At 34.0% G+C, this 20,869-nt stretch carries 23 protein-coding genes; 4 read left to right on the plus strand and 19 right to left on the minus strand.

Features of this window, described 5'->3' with window-relative positions:
- Positions 1-3: 3 nt before the first annotated feature.
- The 3 genes from MMJJ_RS08900 to MMJJ_RS08910 are packed head-to-tail and all read right to left on the minus strand — an operon-like array spanning position 4 to position 2,562.
- Positions 4-972 (minus strand): YbgA family protein, encoded by a 969-nt coding sequence (locus tag MMJJ_RS08900; protein ID WP_104838514.1) that lies wholly within the window; start codon positions 970-972, stop codon positions 4-6.
- Between the two features lie 59 nt (positions 973-1,031).
- A complete protein-coding gene (locus MMJJ_RS08905; RefSeq protein WP_104838515.1) occupies positions 1,032-2,234 on the minus strand; it encodes a YcaO-related McrA-glycine thioamidation protein in 1,203 nt (400 codons plus the stop codon).
- A gap of 22 nt (positions 2,235-2,256) precedes the next feature.
- Entirely contained in the window at positions 2,257-2,562 is a 306-nt protein-coding gene (locus MMJJ_RS08910; protein ID WP_104838516.1) for a DUF167 domain-containing protein, read from the minus strand.
- Positions 2,563-2,693: 131 nt separating this feature from the next.
- Here MMJJ_RS08910 and hdrC point away from each other — a divergent pair, with 131 nt between their 5' ends.
- Together hdrC and hdrB are read left to right on the plus strand one after the other, a co-directional pair.
- Positions 2,694-3,248, plus strand: a complete 555-nt coding sequence (gene hdrC / locus MMJJ_RS08915) for a CoB--CoM heterodisulfide reductase subunit C (protein WP_013999495.1) — start codon at positions 2,694-2,696, stop codon at positions 3,246-3,248.
- Between the two features lie 34 nt (positions 3,249-3,282).
- Complete coding sequence (gene hdrB / locus MMJJ_RS08920; protein WP_104838517.1) at positions 3,283-4,164, plus strand: CoB--CoM heterodisulfide reductase subunit B; 882 nt, start codon at positions 3,283-3,285, stop codon at positions 4,162-4,164.
- 46 nt (positions 4,165-4,210) lie between these two features.
- Here the strand turns inward: hdrB and MMJJ_RS08925 are convergent, their stop codons facing one another.
- A complete protein-coding gene (locus tag MMJJ_RS08925; RefSeq protein WP_104838518.1) occupies positions 4,211-5,005 on the minus strand; it encodes a DUF7839 domain-containing protein in 795 nt (264 codons plus the stop codon).
- A 333-nt stretch (positions 5,006-5,338) separates the two neighbouring features.
- Between MMJJ_RS08925 and surE the strand changes: the two genes are divergently transcribed.
- Together surE and MMJJ_RS08935 are read left to right on the plus strand one after the other, a co-directional pair.
- Entirely contained in the window at positions 5,339-6,133 is a 795-nt protein-coding gene (gene surE, locus MMJJ_RS08930; protein WP_011170995.1) for a 5'/3'-nucleotidase SurE, read from the plus strand.
- Between the two features lie 76 nt (positions 6,134-6,209).
- Entirely contained in the window at positions 6,210-6,857 is a 648-nt protein-coding gene (locus MMJJ_RS08935; RefSeq protein WP_104838519.1) for a TIGR00288 family NYN domain-containing protein, read from the plus strand.
- A gap of 35 nt (positions 6,858-6,892) precedes the next feature.
- On the opposite strand, the gene MMJJ_RS08940 is transcribed toward MMJJ_RS08935, so the two are convergent.
- From MMJJ_RS08940 to MMJJ_RS09005, 15 genes are all read right to left on the minus strand, one after another.
- Positions 6,893-7,162, minus strand: coding sequence for a monovalent cation/H+ antiporter complex subunit F (locus MMJJ_RS08940; RefSeq protein ID WP_011170993.1), 270 nt, complete (start codon positions 7,160-7,162; stop codon positions 6,893-6,895).
- 13 nt (positions 7,163-7,175) lie between these two features.
- Positions 7,176-7,352 (minus strand): hypothetical protein, encoded by a 177-nt coding sequence (locus MMJJ_RS09375; RefSeq protein ID WP_169929111.1) that lies wholly within the window; start codon positions 7,350-7,352, stop codon positions 7,176-7,178.
- 7 nt (positions 7,353-7,359) lie between these two features.
- Positions 7,360-7,749, minus strand: a complete 390-nt coding sequence (locus MMJJ_RS08945) for a DUF61 family protein (RefSeq protein WP_104838520.1) — start codon at positions 7,747-7,749, stop codon at positions 7,360-7,362.
- Between the two features lie 55 nt (positions 7,750-7,804).
- Complete coding sequence (locus MMJJ_RS08950) at positions 7,805-8,170, minus strand: DUF22 domain-containing protein (RefSeq protein WP_011170991.1); 366 nt, start codon at positions 8,168-8,170, stop codon at positions 7,805-7,807.
- 21 nt (positions 8,171-8,191) lie between these two features.
- Positions 8,192-8,836, minus strand: coding sequence for a V-type ATP synthase subunit D (locus tag MMJJ_RS08955; RefSeq protein WP_011170990.1), 645 nt, complete (start codon positions 8,834-8,836; stop codon positions 8,192-8,194).
- 46 nt (positions 8,837-8,882) lie between these two features.
- On the minus strand, positions 8,883-10,271 hold the full coding sequence (locus MMJJ_RS08960; protein ID WP_104838521.1) for a V-type ATP synthase subunit B: 1,389 nt from the start codon (positions 10,269-10,271) through the stop codon (positions 8,883-8,885).
- 34 nt (positions 10,272-10,305) lie between these two features.
- Positions 10,306-12,066 carry an ATP synthase subunit A gene (locus MMJJ_RS08965; RefSeq protein WP_011170988.1) on the minus strand — a complete coding sequence of 587 codons (1,761 nt, stop codon included), beginning with the start codon at positions 12,064-12,066 and terminating at the stop codon, positions 10,306-10,308.
- 15 nt (positions 12,067-12,081) lie between these two features.
- Positions 12,082-12,381 carry a V-type ATP synthase subunit F gene (locus tag MMJJ_RS08970; protein ID WP_104838522.1) on the minus strand — a complete coding sequence of 100 codons (300 nt, stop codon included), beginning with the start codon at positions 12,379-12,381 and terminating at the stop codon, positions 12,082-12,084.
- Positions 12,382-12,402: 21 nt separating this feature from the next.
- Entirely contained in the window at positions 12,403-13,578 is a 1,176-nt protein-coding gene (locus MMJJ_RS08975; protein WP_013999489.1) for a V-type ATP synthase subunit C, read from the minus strand.
- A gap of 10 nt (positions 13,579-13,588) precedes the next feature.
- On the minus strand, positions 13,589-14,200 hold the full coding sequence (locus MMJJ_RS08980) for a V-type ATP synthase subunit E (protein ID WP_011170985.1): 612 nt from the start codon (positions 14,198-14,200) through the stop codon (positions 13,589-13,591).
- Between the two features lie 60 nt (positions 14,201-14,260).
- Positions 14,261-14,929 carry an ATP synthase subunit K gene (locus tag MMJJ_RS08985; RefSeq protein ID WP_011170984.1) on the minus strand — a complete coding sequence of 223 codons (669 nt, stop codon included), beginning with the start codon at positions 14,927-14,929 and terminating at the stop codon, positions 14,261-14,263.
- Positions 14,930-14,981: 52 nt separating this feature from the next.
- Positions 14,982-17,042, minus strand: coding sequence for a V-type ATP synthase subunit I (locus tag MMJJ_RS08990; protein WP_181487654.1), 2,061 nt, complete (start codon positions 17,040-17,042; stop codon positions 14,982-14,984).
- A gap of 33 nt (positions 17,043-17,075) precedes the next feature.
- A complete protein-coding gene (locus MMJJ_RS08995; RefSeq protein ID WP_104838524.1) occupies positions 17,076-17,384 on the minus strand; it encodes an ATP synthase subunit B family protein in 309 nt (102 codons plus the stop codon).
- Between the two features lie 454 nt (positions 17,385-17,838).
- A complete protein-coding gene (locus tag MMJJ_RS09000; protein WP_104838525.1) occupies positions 17,839-18,882 on the minus strand; it encodes a restriction endonuclease subunit S in 1,044 nt (347 codons plus the stop codon).
- Between the two features lie 2 nt (positions 18,883-18,884).
- The gene (locus tag MMJJ_RS09005; RefSeq protein WP_104838526.1) at positions 18,885-20,819 is read right to left on the minus strand and encodes an HsdM family class I SAM-dependent methyltransferase; all 1,935 of its coding nucleotides are present in this window, start codon (positions 20,817-20,819) and stop codon (positions 18,885-18,887) included.
- Positions 20,820-20,869: the final 50 nt, after the last annotated feature.

Consider the following 20,869-nt stretch of genomic DNA (forward strand, 5'->3'; position numbering starts at 1 on the left):
GGTTTAATCATTCCAGTAGTCTCTTTTAAACATTTCAGAATTATCTGCAAGTTCTTGTGGAAAAGGTTCGAAATAAGTCTGTTTTTTTAAATAATCAACGTTAAATCTAATAACCCACGATTTTAAAAGAATTATCGGGACACAGAGACAATCCAGTTCGTCATGGTATCTTTGAAGTGAATCGATAAATAATGATTTTTCATCTTTCGAAATTTTATTTGATATATATCCAAAAATATGCATGAGAACATTAATATTCGACCCAATGGCTGAGGGACGTTTTAAAAGTAATTGAAGATGTTTTTCGTAAAGTTTTATAATTTTATCAAAATTTTTGTTATGGTTTCCAACGATATTTCCTAAGACGTCTTTTTGTTTTTGATTATATGCCATAAATAAGAATTTATTGTTTGTATGAAATTCAATCAGGTTTTTAATAGATTCTGACTCTTTAACTTCTTTAAAATCTTTTATTGTATATAATTTGGTTAAAAAATGATCTTTTATTCTTTTATTTCTAAGTCGCGATTCTTCTTCAATTGCAATATCGGAATATCGATATAACACTTCTTTCGCAAAAAAGCCTTCTGTTTTTTGATTTGTCGGGTTTCCTTTTGCAGTATAAACTTTAACGTTTTTTATTCCGCATGATGGAGATTTGTGTTTTAATACTGCACCATCAATATTTTCAATTGAATCTAAAAAATCAGATGAAAATTGTGTAATTTTTGAGGTGTAATTATTATTTGTAATATTTTGAATAAATTCAAATTTTTCATTTTCAAAAACAATTTTTAAGGAATTTCTAGGAATTGAAAGCCCTATTTCAACTTCAGGACATACTGGAACGTAGTTAAAATATTTTTTAGTATTTTTAACAAAATCACTTGAAATCATCTGTCCGTCGTATCTGCATCGCCCATGTTCGAGGCATTTACTGACTAAAACATCCGGTTTTTTGAAATTTCTCATAATTGCCCACCAATTTCAAAAATTAGTTAAATTACTAAAAATAGTTAATAAAAAAGAAGTTAAATTAAATTTAAGTTACTTTCAAGGTTTCTTCGAATCCGATCTTTAATCCAGAGTGAAATTCTATCTCTATCAACACTGTACATTTCCATTTTAGGAATAATTACTCTTGAAACATCTATATCAGTTTTATTTAATTTAACAGTTATGATTTTATCAAAACCGTTCTGTTTTAATATATGTTTTACAGTTTCAATGTCTTTTTTAAGATTTAATTTTGCATTATCTGGCATATCTTCAATATTTATTTCATTTTTGAATGTATACCACTTTTTATGTACTCTTTTCATCCTGTCGTAACTTATTCTTCGTACAACGTCTCCACGATTTGTATCTTCTCTTGCTCCATGAATTTGTGTTGCCCTACTTTGTGCAACTTCTGTCAATGCCCTTAAAACGGCAATTTCGGGGTGCAGGTGGCATCCAACGCCCATACATAAAAGTGCAGGGTCTTTTAAAACATCATCATCGGAAATTGCAGCAACCGTTGGAATCCCAACTTCGCTTGTTAAATCTTTTAGGATAATATTTATTTTTGCTTTTTCGAATTTTTTAAGGAGTTCAAAAATAAGCGGATTTTTCGCATTTTCAACATTTACTTTTCTGTAAGTGTTTTTTGAAAGTTCTGAAATGCTCCATGCATCTCTTTCGATTACCTCGAGCATCCCGTGAAAAATAGCTTCTTCTTCGGAATTTCCTGATGCAAGACCATTAGTGTTGCTTCTAAATAGTTTTTTTCCATCATACGGGTGAACAGCACTGTTTATTGGAACGTCAAAGGTTTTACCACTGATAATATCTGTTCCGCTTACCCATTCAATTCCATCAGTATCTGAATATTCTGCACGTTTTCCACCAGGTAATATCAAATCATCCAAGTTTATTGGGTTTTCAGGTTCTTTTATAAGTTCAAGTTTTGAATTTTCATCAAATTCTGCAGAATATCTTTCAATTGCTTCCATCGTGGATGAAACCTTTGCTTGAATTTCAGTGGCACCTTTTCCAGCATACACGCTGATTGCACCGTCTTTTGCTGATGGTCGAATCGATGAAAAAACAGGAATTCCAATTCGATCTAGTCCATCGATTCTCGCAGTTCTTGTGACACCAATTTCTTTTATTATTGGCTCTATTTTTTCAAAAGTTTCCTCAGGGGTGCAGATTCTATACGCTGCAAGAGTGTAATTAATGTCGTCTTCCATGTTATCACTTTAATTGGTAAGATTAAATTGATTTAATTTCCTTTTTTAAAATTTTTACAACATCATCTTTTGTTTTATCTGGTATAAGTACTGTTTTTTGTGATGAGGTTGTTCCTGAATTTATCAGTATTTCACTTTTAAAAATGCCCTTTAAAAATTTTATTATTGCTTTGTTTGCTTTTCCCTCAATTGGCTGTTCTTTAATTCTTATTTCTATTCTTTTACGCCATTCATTAATTTTTCCAATTTCATTTTTTTTAGCGTTTGTAGTAACTTCGATATCAATTAAAATTCCTTTTTCTGATTCTTTGACCATTTTCTCAATCAAAATACCACCGTCTTAAATAATATTTGAATTTCTATTAAAAATATTTTGGTATTATACAAGAGTATAATATATGATATCGATTACCAATAAATATATTATATATAAACTAAAGTATCCTCGAGGTGTTAAGGATGATGAAAGCTGAAGAGTTGAACAAAGGTTTTGTAAACGAAATCATTGAAGCTGGAACCCCCGTTCCAGGAGAAAAAGAAGTAGCTTCATTAAAATCATGCTACCAGTGTGGTACATGTACAGGAAGCTGCCCAAGCGGTAGAAGAACAGCATACAGGACAAGAAAAGTTATAAGACAGGCATTACTTGGTATAGACAGTGTTTTAGATAGTGACGACATTTGGAAATGTACAACCTGTTACACTTGCTACGAAAGATGCCCTAGAGACGTTAAAGTAACTGAAATCATTAAAACAATCAGAAACTTAGCTGCTCAAAAAGGAAACATGGCAAAACCCCACAAAATGACTGCAGTATATGTTTTAAAAGCTGGTCACGCAGTACCTGCAAACGACGATACAGCAAAATTAAGAAAATCAATTGGTCTTGCTGAAAAAGCACCAATTGCACAGTTCAGTCAAAAAGACATGGACGAAATCAGAACTCTTGCTAAAAACTTAAAATTCGATGAATTAATCGGATTTGACTGGAAAACAATGGGTTTAAAACAATAATTTACGAACTTCATAATTTAAGATGGTGATATTGATGAAATACGCGTTTTTCCTTGGATGTATCATGCCAAATAGGTATGCCGGTGTTGAATCAGCTACAAGAACAGTAATGGAAAAATTAGGTGTGGAATTAGTAGACATGCCTGGTGCATCCTGCTGTCCTGCTCCAGGGGTATTTGGTTCATTCGACCAAAAAACCTGGTTAACATTAGCTGCAAGAAACTTAGTAATCGCAGAAGAAATGGGAACAGATATTGTTACAGTATGTAACGGATGCTACGGTTCATTATACGAAGCTGCACACATGTTACATGAAAACAAAGAAGCTTTAGCAATGGTAAACGAACAGCTCAAAGAAATTGGAAAAGAATACAAAGGAACTGTTCACGTAAGACACTTTGCTGAATTAATCTACAAAGAAATTGGTGTAGACAAAATCAGAGAAAATGTTGTAAAACCATTAAATGTTAATATTGGAGTTCACTACGGATGCCACTTCTTAAAACCAACTGCAGCAAAAGGTCTTGGAAATGCGGAACACCCAACAATGCTCGACGAACTCGTTGAAGCAACAGGTGCTAAATCAGTAGACTACAAAGATAAAATGATGTGCTGTGGCGCTGGTGGTGGTGTAAGGGCTAAAGAATTAGACCTTGCATTAAGCATGACACAAGAAAAAATTGAAAACATGTTAGCAGTAGGCGCTGATGCTACCGTTAACGTATGTCCATTCTGCCAGTTACAATTTGACAGGGGACAAGTTGAAATTAAAGAAAAATTAGGCAATGAATACAATTTCCCAGTTGTACACTTATCACAACTTTTAGGTCTTGCAATGGGAATGCAACCAAACGAAGTGGCTTTGGATGTAAACTTTATTTCCCCAGAACCATTACTTCAAAAATTAGGATACTAATTCCTTTTTTCTTTTTTAATAATAATTAAAAATTTAAAAATAATATTTATTCGATTGAATCGGTCGTTTTTGACGCATTTAGTAATGTGTAGCTTATTTTGTTTTTGTCAACTGTTTTTATTATTTTTTCAGCCATTTTTCCAGTGATCATTGCAATAACATCGCAACCCCTGTTGCACGCAGAAACAATTCCTTCAGAGACTGCAAATCTAATATCTGGATGAATTTCAAGTTTATTTGCAATCACTGTTCCAACAGTTCCTGCAGTTGCAATTACTGCATCAGGGTATTCTTCAAGAGTTTTTTGTACAATATCATAGTCAACGTTTCGGGATCCACCCATAACTTCAGAAGGAATTTTTAAAACGATAACTTTTCCGTTTTGAACTTCAATATGTCCATGAATTTCATGTATTGCAACATCTTCTCCAGACTCTCCACCGTAAAATACTTTTGCAGTTGCATCGGATTCGATGTTTTTTGAAACGTATATGATTCCCTTTTTCATGTATACTCCAACATTTTCCCCTGGCACTATATCTTCAGTAGCAATTGCTGGCCATACATCTTTGTATCGGTACAAATTCTGATTTACATCGTTTAAATAATTTTTAAAGTTCGAAATCCAGTTTTTTAATGAAGCCATACCTTTTTCGGTTATTATGTACTCCCCTCTTCCTTTATTTTTAATCTGTTCGTCTTTTATCAGATTTCGCATATGTTCTGAAACGCCCTGAACAGTTATGCCCAATATGTCAGCAATTTCTTTCTGCTTAATATGTGGCTGTTTTCTAACAACTTCTGAAAGTATTTGAAATTCTGTAATATTTCTTTTTTTCATAAATCCACCAAAAATCCATTATCAAAATAACTTTAATAAATATATAAAATCGGCTAGTATATATACTTTTGAAACCAATCCTAAAAGATTAACTTTAATTTTAATTTTCAGATGGAATTTTAAAAATGGTATAATTTAATACATAACTAAAATTTTAGTTTTAACTTATATATTTAAGATTTGAAGCGTGAATAATAATATACAGGTTTTAAGGTATTTTTTGCCAAAACGTAAAATACACATTTTAATTTTGATTAATAGGTTATTTATGAATTAATATGTATTGTATAAATATTTGCGAGACGATAAATAGTAACTGAATGGTGATTTGTTATGACTATGGAAATCTTACTTGTAAATGATGATGGGATTTATTCAAATGGTCTTTTAGCACTTAAAAATGTAATATGTGAAGAATTTGATGCAAATGTTACGGTTGTTGCACCCACTAATCAACAGAGTGGTATTGGAAGAGCAATAAGTTTATTTGAGCCTCTTAGAATTACTAAAACAAAACTTGCTGATTGTTCTGAAGGCTATGCAGTATCTGGAACTCCTACTGACTGTGTTGTTTTAGGGGTACACCAGGTTTTAAAAAAAGTTCCGGATTACATAATTTCTGGAATAAATATCGGCGAAAATCTTGGAACTGAAATTACAACTTCCGGAACACTCGGAGCTGCATTTGAAGGTGCACACCACGGTGCAAAATCATTCGCATGTTCCTTACAGGTTACAACTGACCATTTAAAATTTAAAGAAGGCGAAAGTCCAATTGAATTTATGACTGCCGCTAGAATTGTTAAAAACGTATTTAAAAAGTTTTTAGACGATGAATTCCCGTGTGATGTAGTAAATATAAATGTTCCAGATAATGCTACAGAAAATACGCCTGTAGAAATTACAAAACTTGCTAAACGTATGTATTCAATGCACGTTGAGGAAAGAATTGATCCTAGAAGTAGGAGCTACTACTGGCTCGATGGATATCCTGTTATGGATGAAGAAGATGGAACTGATGTATATGCTGTTAGAAATAAACGAAATGTGTCAGTAACGCCCCTTACATTGGACAATACTGCTAAAAATATTGATGAATTTAAGGAAAAATATGGAAAAAAGTTTTAGTTTTAAATAGTTTAAATACAAATAGATTATTTACTTAATTATTTTTTAATTTTGTTAATATTTGGTCGTGAGATAGATGTGGAAAAAACTGGGCAACTTAGAGAAATTTTATGTAAAAACTGGCAAAAAAGGGGCAAATAAGATGGCCTTACTTATTGATGGACCAAACATGTTAAGAAAAGAATTTAATGTTGATCTTGATAAAGTAAGGGATGCATTAGAACAGTTTGGGGATATTGTTGTTGGCCGGGTTTATTTAAACCAGTATGCGTCAGATAAATTAATCGAAGCCATTGCAAATCAGGGTTTTGAACCAAGGATTTCTGCAGGAGACGTTGATGTTGAAATGGCAGTCGAAGGAACTGAATTGATATTTAATAAAAATATTGATACAATTGTCTACATGACAAGAGATGCAGACTTTTTACCTGCAATCAGAAAAGCCAAAGAACGCGGAAAACAAATTATTGTCGTTGGTGCTGAACCTGGATTTAGTACTGCAATTCAAAATATTGCAGACCACGTAATACGGGTAGAAGAAGATTTTGAGCTTGATAAAGAAAAATTAGAGCAGAAAAAAATAGATAGGGAACACAGTATTGCAGTTTCAGAAAAAGAAGCTGAAGTGCCAGAAGTTCAGAAAAACAGTCAGGAACATAAAAAAAGCAGTACTGATTCATTTAAAGATGGAATAAGCAACGGTATAAACTGGCTTAAAAAATAAAATTAAATTCTTTTTTGTTAAGTATCTTAAATAATTTATACTTCTGCAGGATTTCCTTTTTTCATGAATTTTGAAAATGCAATTGTTCCAATCGGGCCGCATACCAAGAGTAACAGTGCTACGGTTTCTACATATGCAATTGAGTATATTTCTGCTAAAATTACTAAAAATGTAGCAATTATTACAGCCATTAGGCCTTCTCCGATAAGTACGTTTGAAGTTTCTTTTCTAAATGCTAATTTTAACGCAGAAAACGCACCAAACACTAATGAAATCATGGTGAAGTATAATACATATTCATTCATCAAACCACCTAAATTATGCTGATAGGAATTTGTAGGCCCATATCACAAAGATAACTGCACCAATAAACATTGAGAACCAAACCCATATATTTACTAGGAATAGTATCTTATAAATTTTTTCGCTTTTTTCAGGGTCATTCATAAGCTTCTTTAATGGATCTCTTCCATAATATTTTTTCTTTTTTAGCATTTTATCACTAATTAAGGCCTACTCTAAATAAATACTGTGTTGTAGTTGGTAATTTTCGCCTAACTTCTCTTAATTCAGGTTTGTAAATATAAAGGATACTTTCTTCACTAAAAAGGCTGACTTTTTTTCCTAAAATTTTTGATATTAATTTTACTTCTTCGATTCCTTCTATTTTTACAGTTCCCGAGTCATAACTTGAATCAACTTCTAGTACTATTGGAAGTCGTATATCCCCAGATATATTTTCTTTTATAAATTCGAGTTCCTTTTTCTTAATCCTGTGTCTCTGTCCGTTTACTAGTAAATGCGGTTTATCTTCTTTTAAAAGTTCGTTTAATGTTTTTCTTTTAAAATTGGATTTTAAATTATGCAGAAACTTATAAATTTCTTTATCCATTGTTTCACGTAAATTTTATTGAAAAGTAAAAAAAGTTAGTATTGATGGTATTTAATTATTCAGCATGGAGTACTACTATGGTTCCAACAAGTTCTCCTTCTTTAATAGTTCCTTCTTTTACTGCAACAAATATTGCGTATTCGAGACATCTTTCATGTTCGAAAGGAACTGGAGTTTCTTCCCCTAAGGATACCATGTTTCCTAATTTGTGCTGAATGTATGCAGAAGGCATCAAAACTGTTTTTTTAGGCAAGCAAATTTTCGAAATGTTTATCGGTTTAATTTCGCCTGCTTTAATTTCAACAGTTTCTGCTGCAAAAACTGGAACTTTTTGGCCAACTATTTCTAGTTTAGCCCCTTCCTGTTTTTTGCCTTCAATTTTATCTTCAATTTCCTTAATTTTTCCAGTAATTCTGAACATAAAACCACCAACGATGTTGAATTATGCTTCTTCAGCTTCTTTAGCGTCCATTCTCGCTTTAATGATTTTCAATCTGAAGAAGTTTTCCCTCTCCATCTCTTCAAGTCTCATAGCGATGTATTTTTTGGTTTCGTTCATTTTTGGAATTACAACGTATTCAAGAGCGTTAACTCTTCTTTTTGTTGTGATGATTTCCTGAGCGAGTAATTTTATCGAAGTTTCGATTTCTGCAAGTTCTGTAATAAGTTCTAAAGCTTCTTCGAAGTTCTTTGCAGCTTCATCCAATTTTGAGGAAACTCCGTAAGGGCTGTAACCTCTAGTTGAAATGTCTCTTTTTACGTTTGAAATTTCAAATACTGGAACATCGATACCCATAATGTTTCTCATGTCCACATCTAGGTCGATGTCATTATTTTTAGCTGCAAATGAAGCTTCTTTAACTGATAAAGTACCCATTACTGCCTGAGCCATTATCAAGTCTTTGTATGCTTGTGAAAGAGCATCATTTACTTTGTCTCTTATTCCAGAAGCTTGATCAAGGATTTCAAAAAACTCCATCATAAGGGCGTCTCTTTTTTGTTTCAAGAGTTTGTGCCCTTTTTCTGCAAGTTTAATTTTTCCTTTCAACTTTAGAAGTTCCATTCTTGTAGGGTTTACGTCTGCCATTGCTATCCCCCTAGTTTAATAAAATGGGAATAATTCAGCTTCTGAATTATTTTTTAGGTAAGTATTTTTCAATTAATTCATCGGAAACTCTCTTGAGTTCTTCTCTAGGTAATATTGTTAATAAATCCCAGACGTAATCAAGTGTTTCTTCAATGCTTCTGTCTTCGTCTACTCCTTGAGTAACAATGCTGTTTTCGAAAGCATCAGCGAATTTTAAGAATGATCTGTCTCTTTCGGTTAATGCTTCTTCCCCAACAACCGCTACAAGGTCTCTTAAACCTCTACCTTCAGCGTATGCAGCGTATGCTTGGCTGATAACTTTTGAGTGGTCGTCTCTTGTTTTTCCTTCACCTTGGCCGTTACCTGCAAGCCTTGAAAGTGATGGCAAGATGTCAACTGGAGGGTAAACCCCTTTTCTGTTTAACTCTCTTGAAAGCACAATCTGTCCTTCGGTAATGTAACCTGTAAGGTCTGGAATTGGGTGCGTGATATCGTCATCAGGCATTGTAAGAATTGGAATCTGTGTTACTGTTCCTTCTTTACCTTTAACTCTTCCTGCTCTTTCGTAGAGGCAAGCTAAGTCAGTGTACATGTAACCAGGGTAACCTCTTCTTCCAGGTACCTCGTTTCTTGCAGCTGCAATTTCTCTTAATGCCTCACAGTAGTTTGTAAGGTCAGTTAAGATAACAAGTACGTGCATTCCTTTTTCGTATGCAAGGTACTCTGCAGTTGTGAGTGCAATTCTTGGTGTAAGAATTCTTTCAATTGCAGGGTCATCTGCTAAGTTAATGAAAACAACAGCTTTTTCCAAAGCACCTGTTTTCTTAAATTCATCCATGAAGTAGTTTGATTCTTCACCGGTGATACCCATTGCAGCAAATACTACCGCAAACTGTTCACCTTCTCCTCTTACCTTAGCTTGTCTTGCAATTTGTGTAGCAAGTTTGTTGTGTGGTAAACCGGATCCGGAAAAGATCGGGATTTTTTGTCCTCTAACGAGTGTGTTTGTACCATCGATTGTTGAAACACCAGTTTGAACGAACGCGTTTGGCGGGTTTCTTGAAACTGGGTTTAATGGGTAACCGTTGATATCTAATTTTTTCTCAGCGATGATTTCTGGTCCGCCATCGAGTGGTTTTCCTGCACCGTTGAAAATTCTACCGAGCATATCGTATGATACACCGATTTTTGCAGTGTCTCCTGTGAATCTTACTTTTGTTTCACTGGTGTTTAATTCTGAAGTTCCTTCAAATACCTGAACAACAGCAATTTCTTCTCTAGCTTCTAAAACTTGCCCGGTTCTTTTTTCTCCATTTGGAGTTGTAATATCTACAATTTCACCGTAAGCAACTCCTTCGATTCCATCAATAACCATTAAAGGACCAGCAATTCTGGAGACGGATGTGTATTCTATGGTTTTTTGCATAGCGTCCATGATAACCCTCCTTACAGTTTAAAATTAAATTAGGTTATTTGATTAAAGCACCTAATTCGGATTCCATTTTGTTAATGATTTCAGGTACTTTCGTGTTTATAAATTCGTCATCAGTCAAGTATTTCATTCTTGCAATGTCTCCTTTTACAGTAACAGCTGAAATGCCTGCTGGGTCAGCACCTTTAGCAACTGCATCTAATCCTTTCTTGTAGAACGTCATGATGATTTTCAACATGTTGTACTGTTTTAATGGTGAACAGTAGCTGTCTACTTCGTGGTATGCATCTTGCTGTAAGAAGTCTTCTCTTAACATTCTTGCAATTTCTAAGATAACTCTTTCTCTGTCTGGAAGTGCATCTGGACCAACAAGTTGAACGATTTCTTGGAGCTCAGCTTCTTTTTGGAGTAAGCTCATTGCTTCATCTCTTAATGATCTCCAGTCTGCTGCGGTGTTTTGTTGCCACCAGCCAGCGATGTCGTCAATATAGAGTGAGTAACTTGTTAACCAGTTGATTGCAGGGAAGTGTCTTCTTCTTGCAAGGTTTGCATCTAATGCCCAGAACACCTTAACGATTCTCAATGTGTTTGATGTAACTGGTTCTGAGAAGTCACCACCTGGTGGTGATACTGCACCTACAATACATACGAATCCTTGTTTGTTTTCTGAACCTAAACATTCAACTCTTCCTGCTCTTTCGTAGAACTGAGCGAGTTTTGATGAAAGGTATGCAGGGTATCCTTCTTCCCCAGGCATTTCTTCAAGCCTACCTGAGATCTCTCTCATTGCTTCTGCCCATCTTGATGTTGAGTCAGCAGTTAAGAGAACACCAAGTCCTTGGTCTCTGAAGTATTCTGCAATTGTAATTCCAGTATATACTGAAGCTTCCCTAGCAGCTACCGGCATGTTTGATGTATTTGCAATTAATACGGTCCTGTCCATCAATTTGTTTCCTGTTTTGATATCATCTAAGTGTGGGAACTCTTCGATAACTTCTGTCATCTCGTTACCTCTTTCTCCACAACCGATGTATACCACAACATCCACGTCAGACCATTTAGCAAGCTGGTGTTGTGTAACAGTTTTTCCACTTCCAAATGGACCTGGAATTGCTGAAGCACCACCTTTTGCAAGTCCGAAGAATGTATCTTCAACTCTTTGACCGGTAATTAATGGAATTACTGGAGCTTGTTTTCCTTTTGATGGTCTTGGCTTTCTTACAGGCCATTTTTGCATCATCATGATTTCTTTTTCGCCTTCAGCGGTTTCAACAACTGCAACTGTTTCTTCAACAGTGAAGCTGCCTGCTTTAATTTCTTTGATTTTACCGCTAACTCCGAAAGGAATCATGATTTTGTGAACGATTGATGCAGTTTCTTGAACTGTACCGATAACGTCCCCAGTTATAACTTCATCTCCAGCTGCTGCAGTTGGTTCAAAGTCCCATTTAATTTCTCTTGAGATTGATGGAACACTTACTCCTCTTGGGATGTAAATTGAATCTGTAGCATTTTCGATTTCGTTTAAAGGTCTTTGAATACCATCGTACATTGCTTTTAACATACCAGGGCCGAGCTCTACTGATAATGGAGCACCAGTACCTTCAACTCCTTCTCCTGGTTTGATACCAGCAGTTTCTTCATAAACCTGAATGATTGCTTCGTCCTCAGTTAACTGAATGATTTCCCCGGTTAAACCTTCGTTTCCTACTTTAACCACTTCGAACATCTGGGAACCTTTCATGCCTTCGGCAACAACAACCGGACCGGATATTTTGATAATTTTACCGACGACCATATTTTCACCTCAGAATTACTTAATGTCAACACCAACAGCGTTTCTTACTAATACTTTCACAGGATCATTTTCTCTGACAATAGGACCGTTTTTGTCAGGAACTTCTACAACAACTTTTTTTATGCTTGAAATAGCATCCCTTATTTTTTCACCGATTCTCTCAGTGGTAATAATCAATCCTATTTCAGAGTTGCTGTTTAATTCTCCAATTGCCTTTGCAGCTTGTTCAGGGGAGTTAACTTCGTAGACATCTGTAAGTCCAGCAAGTCTGAACCCAGCTACTACATCAGGATCTCCAACTACACCGATTCTCATAATATCACTTTATAATCGTTTTTAGGATACCAGTATCTCCCTGATTTCACTTGCAGACAGGCCTTCAATTTTACCTTTAATGATAATTTTTAAATTTCTTATCTCAAGTTCTTTTGAGGTAATAAGTCCAATTATCGGGCCTATTCCAAATGGCTGTCTGAGTGATAATTTTTTACCCATTTGAACTAGGTAACTGTCAAGTGCTTTTTCAAATACATAAACTGACTTAACTTTTTCGAATTCTTCGAGGTTTTCAGTTACAATTGGTGCATATTTTGTACCTTCAAGTGAACTGATAACTCCTTCGATTGATTCTACATCAGCAAGCTCTTTTAATTTCCAAGAAGCAAGTTCGTATCCTTTGCTTGTTGTATATTTTGAAATAACTTCAGATGATAATCCGTCAGCTTTTGCTTTGAGGATGATTTTCAAGTTTTCAATGTCAATCATTGTTCCGATAAATTCTTTGAACAAGTCTTTTTCGGTACCATCAACACTCACGTTTTTCCAGAGGTTTTCAAGGATTAATTTATCGAGTGACATTTCAAGTGTAGTTAATTTGCCGTTTTGCTCGTATTCTGTCAAACCTTCTGAAAGTACGCCTGAATAACCAGTTCCATCTAAAGCACTTACTATTTCTTCAATTTCTTTAGTTTCACTTAATTCTCTTAATTTGCTTTCAGGGATTGTTCCAAGTGGAATCAATAATTTGAAAGTTTCTTCAGCATCCAAACCAACATATTTTGCTCTAAGAAGTGTTTTGATGTTTTTAACATCGAATTTCTTTTCAAGCAATTTTAATATTTTCCTTGCTCCATCAGGGGAGATATTTGCAAGTGTTTGGTAAACGTGTGCTAAATGAATATCCAATGCCTTTTCAACAACTACTGGGTCTTCACTTTGTCCTAAAACTTCGGATAAGTATGGCCCGTAGTCCGTATCTTCCAAGAATCCAATTAACTCTGTAGTTCCTGCAGATTCGATTAATTCATTTATTTTATGGTCTTTCAATAACCTAGACTCCATACTTCTTACTCTTGCATTAACGTAAGCAAATGGAGCAGTTTCTGACAAGTATCTTATCAGGAAGATCATAATAACCAAGAATATAGCGATTCCTGCAAGTACAAATAAAGTCATGAATATGTCAGTAGGCATTCCTGCTAATTCCATTAACTGTGTTAAAGCATCTACCATCTAAATCACCTTAGAACAACATTTCAGCAATTTTAGCTCTGACTGAATCTAAATTCCTTTCAAATGTTGCTTCGAGGCTGTTGTCAGATACTTTTGTTTGATCTGCAGTTTTTATGATACAACCGCCAATGATCGATTTAGCTTCGCCTTTTTTCAATACTGTGACTTTTTTGAGTCTGTCTTCCATTTCTTTTTCGAGAGCCCAAAGTGTTGAGTCATCGATTAATTCAAAGTCTTTTTTGTTGAGTAACAATTCTAATTCGCCGCCGCCTACTGAGTAAACTCCGGAAATTATCAATTTCAACAAAATGTCTTTGTAGTCTTCTTTTTGAGGTAATTTTACTAAATCTTCCTCTAATTTTTCGAGAGTTAACTGGATCGTTTTTTCTCTTTCTTCAAGCAATTTTTTCTTTGCGGAGAGTCTTGCTTCGGCTAAAATTCTGTTTTTAGTCATTTCAGCATCTTTTTCTCCTTTTTTAGCTATTGCTTGCTCTTTTTTTGAAGCTTCTTCTTTAGCTTCAGTTAATATTGCTTCTTTTTCATTAAGAGCTTCAGCCAAAATTTTTTCGGCATTTTTATTTGCATCTTCTACGATTTTGGATGTTATCTTTTCCGCTCCCATCGTAACACCTTCGGAATTGGATTTAAAGTATTTAGAAACCCTGAGTTTCGTTATTTTTAATTAGAACATGATACCGAGCATGATCAAGATTGCTATCAATAAACCGAAGATAGCGAAAGTTTCTGGCATAACTGCTAAAACTAAACCTTTACCCATTGCATCAGGATCTCTAGCTGTAGCTCCAATTGCACCTGCAGCTGTGATACCCTGACCGATACCTGAAAGACCAGCGAAACCAACAGCTAAACCAGCACCGAGGGCTGCAATTGTTGTAACACCTGGGCTTGCAAATACTCCAACTAAGAGAAGGATTGCAACTAATAAACCGTAAATTGCCTGAGTTTCTGGAAGAACGGAGAAAACCATTGCTTTACCGAAAATTCCATCATCTTCAGCAACAGCACCTAAACCAGCAGCTGATGCGATACCTTGACCGATTGCGGATAAACCAGCTAAACCAGTACCTATACCTGCAGCGAGCATTGCCCATTCAGGAGCGCTTTTGAATACGAATAATATTAAGATTGCAACAAGGAAACCATAGAGACCTTGTGTTTGTGGTAATGCTTGGAACACGATTGCTGTACCGAATTTGTTTGGGTCTTCTGCAACAACGCCAGCACCGCTAGCACCAGTGATACCTGCACCGATACCTGAACCGAGACCAGCAATACCTACTGCTAAACCAGCACCGATAGCTCCGAGTAATAATGGGTTTTCAAATACCATCATAAGCACCTCGTTTCGAATCATTCATTTAGATTATTTTTCCTTTTTTTAATTAGTTTGAAGTGTATTCTCTTTTAGCTTTGAATGGGGAGAATTTCTTTCCACCACCTTCATAGTATTGGCCAAAGAATTCTACGTAATGTAGCCTCAATGAGTGGATAAATGAACCAAGACCATTCATCACGAAGTTGAATGAGTGACCAAATACAAGCATTACTACTGCAATTAAAATACCGATTACTGGAACTGCATCTCCTAATAATTTAGCCATAATGTTTACAGCCATTGCAAGACCACCTGTAGCTAAACATAAAGCTAAAAGCCTTGCGTAAGAGAGAACGTTACCTAAAAATCCTGTAATATCCATTGCACCTAGTAAAGCATCGAGAATGCCGCCATTCATGAATCCTTTAATCATACATAATGCGATTACCGCGATTACTGCACCGCCTGCAATCATCATGTTTCCGGTTACTACTGTAGCAACTATTGCAAGTATCAATAATATCCACATACCTTGATTTAAGAATGCATCTAAAACTGATCCATTTGCCAATGATTCCTTAAGACCAACTGTTAATCCAATGAATAGGTGAATAATACCTGCTACAATTGAGAATAACAAGATTGCCATAGGTCCATTGTTTACATCAATTCCACCAAGACTGAGTAATGGTTTTGCTGCACTGATGTATGTGCTTTCACCAAGCGGGTTTACAAGCGCAAATCCTGTTGTGTATATGTCCATTCCAAGGAATTGGTACATAAAGTCACCAAGGTAGCCACCTGTTAATATTCCAAAGAATACTGTTGAAAGACCTGAGAGTGTTAAGATATAACCTAAGTTGTATGCACCACTGCTCACTTTGCCCATTCTTTTCCAGAGTACAAGACCTGCCAAGGTTAACAATAAACCATAAACCGCATCAGTAAGCATAATACCGTAGAATATTAAAAAACCAGGCATTATCATCATTGTAGGGTCGATTTCGTTGTATTTTGGCGGTGCGTACATTTCTGTAAGCATTTCGAATGGTTTTACAGATTTTGCATTGTCGAGCATAACAGGTATTTTTTCAACTGGTTCGTCAGGCTCTGAAACTTCAACAACTGCATATCCTTCTGAAGCGCTTTCAATGATTTCCTGAACTTTTTTAACATGTTTCTTAGGTGTCCAAGCTTCAATGAGGTGTGTCCTGTCGGTTTTACCTGTCATTGAATATGCTTCAGCTCTTTCTTTTTCAATTTCAAGAACTTCATGCAAAACTAAGACTTCGTCAGTCCATTTTTTTGAAAGTGCGTTCAAATTTTCTAAAATAGCTTTTGTTTCGGTTTCGATACTTAAAAGTTCTTTTTCAGTATCGTTGAAAATCTCTGAAGGGGTTCCTTCAACATTTGCAATGTCTAGTCTTTCAAAACCAGATTTTCTGAGTTCTGCGCCTACAACATCTGCACATTGTTTCAATGTAGCGACAATTACTGGAATTTTTTGTTCCTTTTCGCTCTTATTTACAGGATTTCCTTTTACAATTTCAACATAACCTTCTGTAGCTTCTTCAAGTGAAGATTCTAATTCAGATATATCTTCTTGTGAAACAAGTCCAGAAACAATATATGTGTAAGATCCTTCCCCGAGGAATTTCAAATCAAGATCAAAACCAGATAAATATTTAACACTGTCTTTTAACGTTTCAAGAATAGTTTTTCTATTTTCAAGTTCGGCCAGCTTTTTAGCGGGTTCTGAGACTTCTCCTTCAACGCTCTCGAGAACGTTTTCAACGTTGGAGATAATTTCTTCAGATGATGAAAATGAAAGTTTCTTCTTTGCTGGTACTTTTGGATTAAGTACGCCTGAAAGTCCTGCTTTTTCTCCTTCACTGACGCTTGAAAATAAGTCTAATAATCTACTTACTTTAATTGTCAATGAAGCAACATTTCTACCATACTCGGCTGATGGAGCTGGCAACATAAGCGCGTTCCATTCAGGGTCTTCGAGTTTCGCAGATAAGTCGTATAACTCCACTAGCCCGCTTTCATGGAGTTGTCTAATGACAGGATCCACTTTTTCATCCAAGATGACCGCTCTAATTTTGTTCATTCTTGCGGGTCTCAATAAAACCACCTTTCAAGTTTTGACAACGGGAAATTAGAATTCTATTACATCTTCCAATTTGATGTTTAGAATTTTGACTTTAGCAAGGTTTGCCATTTCAGCAATTGCTTTGTCTTCTTTATTCATTATTTCATTAGCTTTTTCTTCAGCTTCTTTTTCAAACTTTGAAACTAATTCTTTTGCAGATAATTCTGCACTAGCTTCGGCTTCAGAAATTATTTTCTTACCTTCTTCTATTGCGGCAAGCTTTATTTCTTCTGCTTTTTTCTTAGCTTCTTCTATCGCATTCACAGCATTATTTTCTGCATGCTTTATTTCCCTAATGGTATCTATAGCACTCACAGAATAACCTCCTTTGAAGAATAATTAGTATATCCCGTAGAATACCTATATATATTTTATTACTTCCAAGATTTTTAATAAGCGATTTATTTTACTGTTTAAAAGCACCACTTGCAATATTTTAAAGCAGTCATCATAAATATATCAAAGTTATTTATGCCATTTTGGTTTTTCAAAGATTTTAATAGAAAAATCTTATTATTTGAATATCTAAGATAATTGATATACTTTTCGAATTGATTTTAAATTCAAAGATAAAAATGGGGTCATGAGACTAATTTATAGGTATAAGATTTATAAAATCGAATTTTCAAATTAAATTGGATATTAAATAATTTTTTGATAATTACGCATGTTGAGCTTATATATTTTTAAAAAGGGATATTTTTGAAAATTTAAATATTCTTTAAAATAAAGGGTTTAATTTCTATAAAAAAAGTAGCTTATTCTCTATTTATTTCTTCGTGTAGCTTAAATATTTATTATATTTCTTTATCATAATATTTTTCATATATTGTTCCATATATTCATAATCGGGTTCATTATTTTCATTAATCGGTAGTAATATGTTCTGTTTTTTGATTCTTGTAGAATTAATTGTGTATGTGTAATTATATTTTGATTTTTGTTGTTTTAGCGAAGTAGATATAAAATATAACACTTTATCTGACATTTTCAATTTTGGTATAAGAATATTTACTTTTGTGCCTGTAAAAAATGAAAAATTTTGTACAAATGGTTGTGCGGTTTCGTTACCTATCGTTATTACTGGAAAGTTATTATTTAATTTACAAATATCTTCATCTATAAATCCGTCAAGACCATTATTCGATTCTTTTCTGGTAATATATGGAATATTGCCTGAAATTTTATCAACTTTATTTCCATCGATATTTTTTCCAATAATTACGTCAAATAACTCATTTATAAAAAATTCTTTCCATTCTTTTTTTTCTAATGGAACAATTTCTTTATATGTTAATTCTTTGATAACTTTTTTTATGTGTTCTTTATATGTTTTTTCTTTAATTGCGTATTTTTCTTTGATATATTCTTCCATAAATGCCCAATCTGGTTTAAATTCCTCATTTTTCGAGATGGGAAGTAATATTTTAGTTGTATCCGCATTTCTTTGTCTAAATTGTTTGCCATACGAATATTTACTTTTGTTTTGGTTGATACACGCTACAATAAATAGTTTTGTTGCTTTGGATAATTCATCATTTATAAAGAAATAGATATTGTCGTCCCCCGAACAAATATGTTCATGATAAAATGCATTTCCAAACATATCTATGGAAATAAAATCTTTAAATGTGATAAAGTCTTTATTAGATATAAAATCTCCTAAACCTTGATTATATTCTCCAGCGGTTAAAAAAGGTAAATTTCCATCGATTCTTTTTTCTTTAGTCAACCTTTTTCCATGGTAATTTTTAAAAATGCCATTTTCGCCACTTAAATTAAACTCTTTCCATGCCCTATCCTCCAATTTCATAATTATTCATCTCCATCTCCATCTCCATCTCCATTTTTAGGAGTTTTGAATAAATATTCTCTGTTTTGCATTATCATGGAAAATTCAAAAGATAGGTAATCTGAAACAGTTTTTTCAAAATTTTCATCTGTTGGAATTTCATCATTGAAGTAATAAAAGCTGTGAAGCCATTCATCATTAGGCTCTACCGTCGTTTTTACACAAAATTTTGTTTCTGATTCGATTCTATCAAACCATACATCAAGTAAGTGCTGTTTTTTATCTTTTGCCTGTTCAGTTTCCAGTAATCCTATATGGGGGCTAATTTTATAACCGTCATCCCTAAAATCGATAAATTTACATTCTTTATCATTTAAATGTGGTTCCCCTGCCGTAAATATGGCAATACAAGGCATTACCCCAACACCATAAAATGTATCTTTGTTTAGGGTAATTACGCCTTCTAGTGTATGTTTTTTTAAGATATTTTCTTTTATACTCTGTTCTTCTCTAGTTTTCCCTGTTACTGAGGATTGGGGTATAATAACGATACAACGTGCACCAACAGTCAATGAGTCAAGCAAATGTTCGGTAAAAGCTATTTCATATAACGTAGGATCTTTTTTTGAGCCTTGTGAATAAGGTGGATTCATCATCCCTACGGTGGGCTGTTTTAACTGTATTTTATTGGGGTCTTGCTTTAAGAAATCTTCATTTATTAGGTTGCTTTTACCATCTCCTCGTAAAATCATATTTGTTGTAGCAATTGTAAACATGTAGGGCTGTAATTCAAAGCCGTGAAGTTGGTTTTGTCTGATATTTCTTTGTTCTGATTTTTTACTGGTTTGTTTTAACATGTTATGCATTGAAGCAATTAAAAATCCTGCAGTTCCACAACAAGGGTCAAAAACAATATCATTAGGTTTTACTTCAACTAAATCGCAAAATAATTCCGTAATATGTTTAGGGGTAAGAACAATACCTAATGTCTGCCCATCACCCCCCGAATAAGACATAAATTCTCCATAAAATCTACCCAAATAATCTTCCGAAGACTGAATATATCTAATACTTTTGTAAATTTTGTTGTATAGGTATTCGGTATAATGTTTTAGTGGTGTTTTCTTTAATTTCGGTTCAATTTCATTTAATTTTGGTGTATCTTTAATGATTGCAAACTGACTAAGTAATTTATCTTTTTTTACATCGGGAGATACATTTGCTCTTTTTAAATTGGATTCTATCGCATCATAAATTTTTTGACCATCTGTTTTAATCGTATCTCCTGTTAAATCATCAATAGAAAAATTCTTAGATTCTGATTCCCTCAAAGCTAATAAAATACCTGATACAATCAAAGGTTTATCAACATCTTTAAGAGTCCCGTAATTTCTTAAATCTTCATGTAGTATTGAAGCATCTTTTAAGATTTCTTCAGTCGTTTTTTCTTCATCTGTCGCTTCTTTTAAGATTTCCCTTGTATAATACTCATCAATGTTTTTTTCATTGAATGATATGAATGATTCTACATCTGGAAGTTCTCGATAATATTCAGTTTCATCAATATAGATTGGGCTAATTTTATGTTTTTTCTCGTTTCCAGATATGCCAAAAGCAATTATTTTTTTATATGATGTGTTTTTAGCCAAATGTTGTCCATAAAACAGTGCACCATTAACAGCGTAATTTTTCACATCATTTCGTTCCATACTAATTAAATTTTTATTATCTAATATTATATGGTTAGATAACTCGGATTTATCTTCAATAACTAACAAAAAATCTTTAATTACTCCAATGTATTCTGGAAAACCGACTTTTCCAGTTCTGTTTTTTGAAGCAGTTTTTAATGCCGTGTTTATTTCAACTATTGAACTTCCTTGTGGTTCAAGTTCGATTTCTGCTTCTTTTAATAAATCATAGACCCATAAATCCGTTTTTACTTCTTTTTTGGCCATATCCTTTCCCCTTATCAGATATTACATCTTTCATATTTTTTAAAAATTAT

It is taken from the genome of Methanococcus maripaludis, from assembly GCF_002945325.1.
GTDB classification, from domain to species: Archaea; AGJL01; Methanococci; order Methanococcales; family Methanococcaceae; genus Methanococcus; species Methanococcus maripaludis.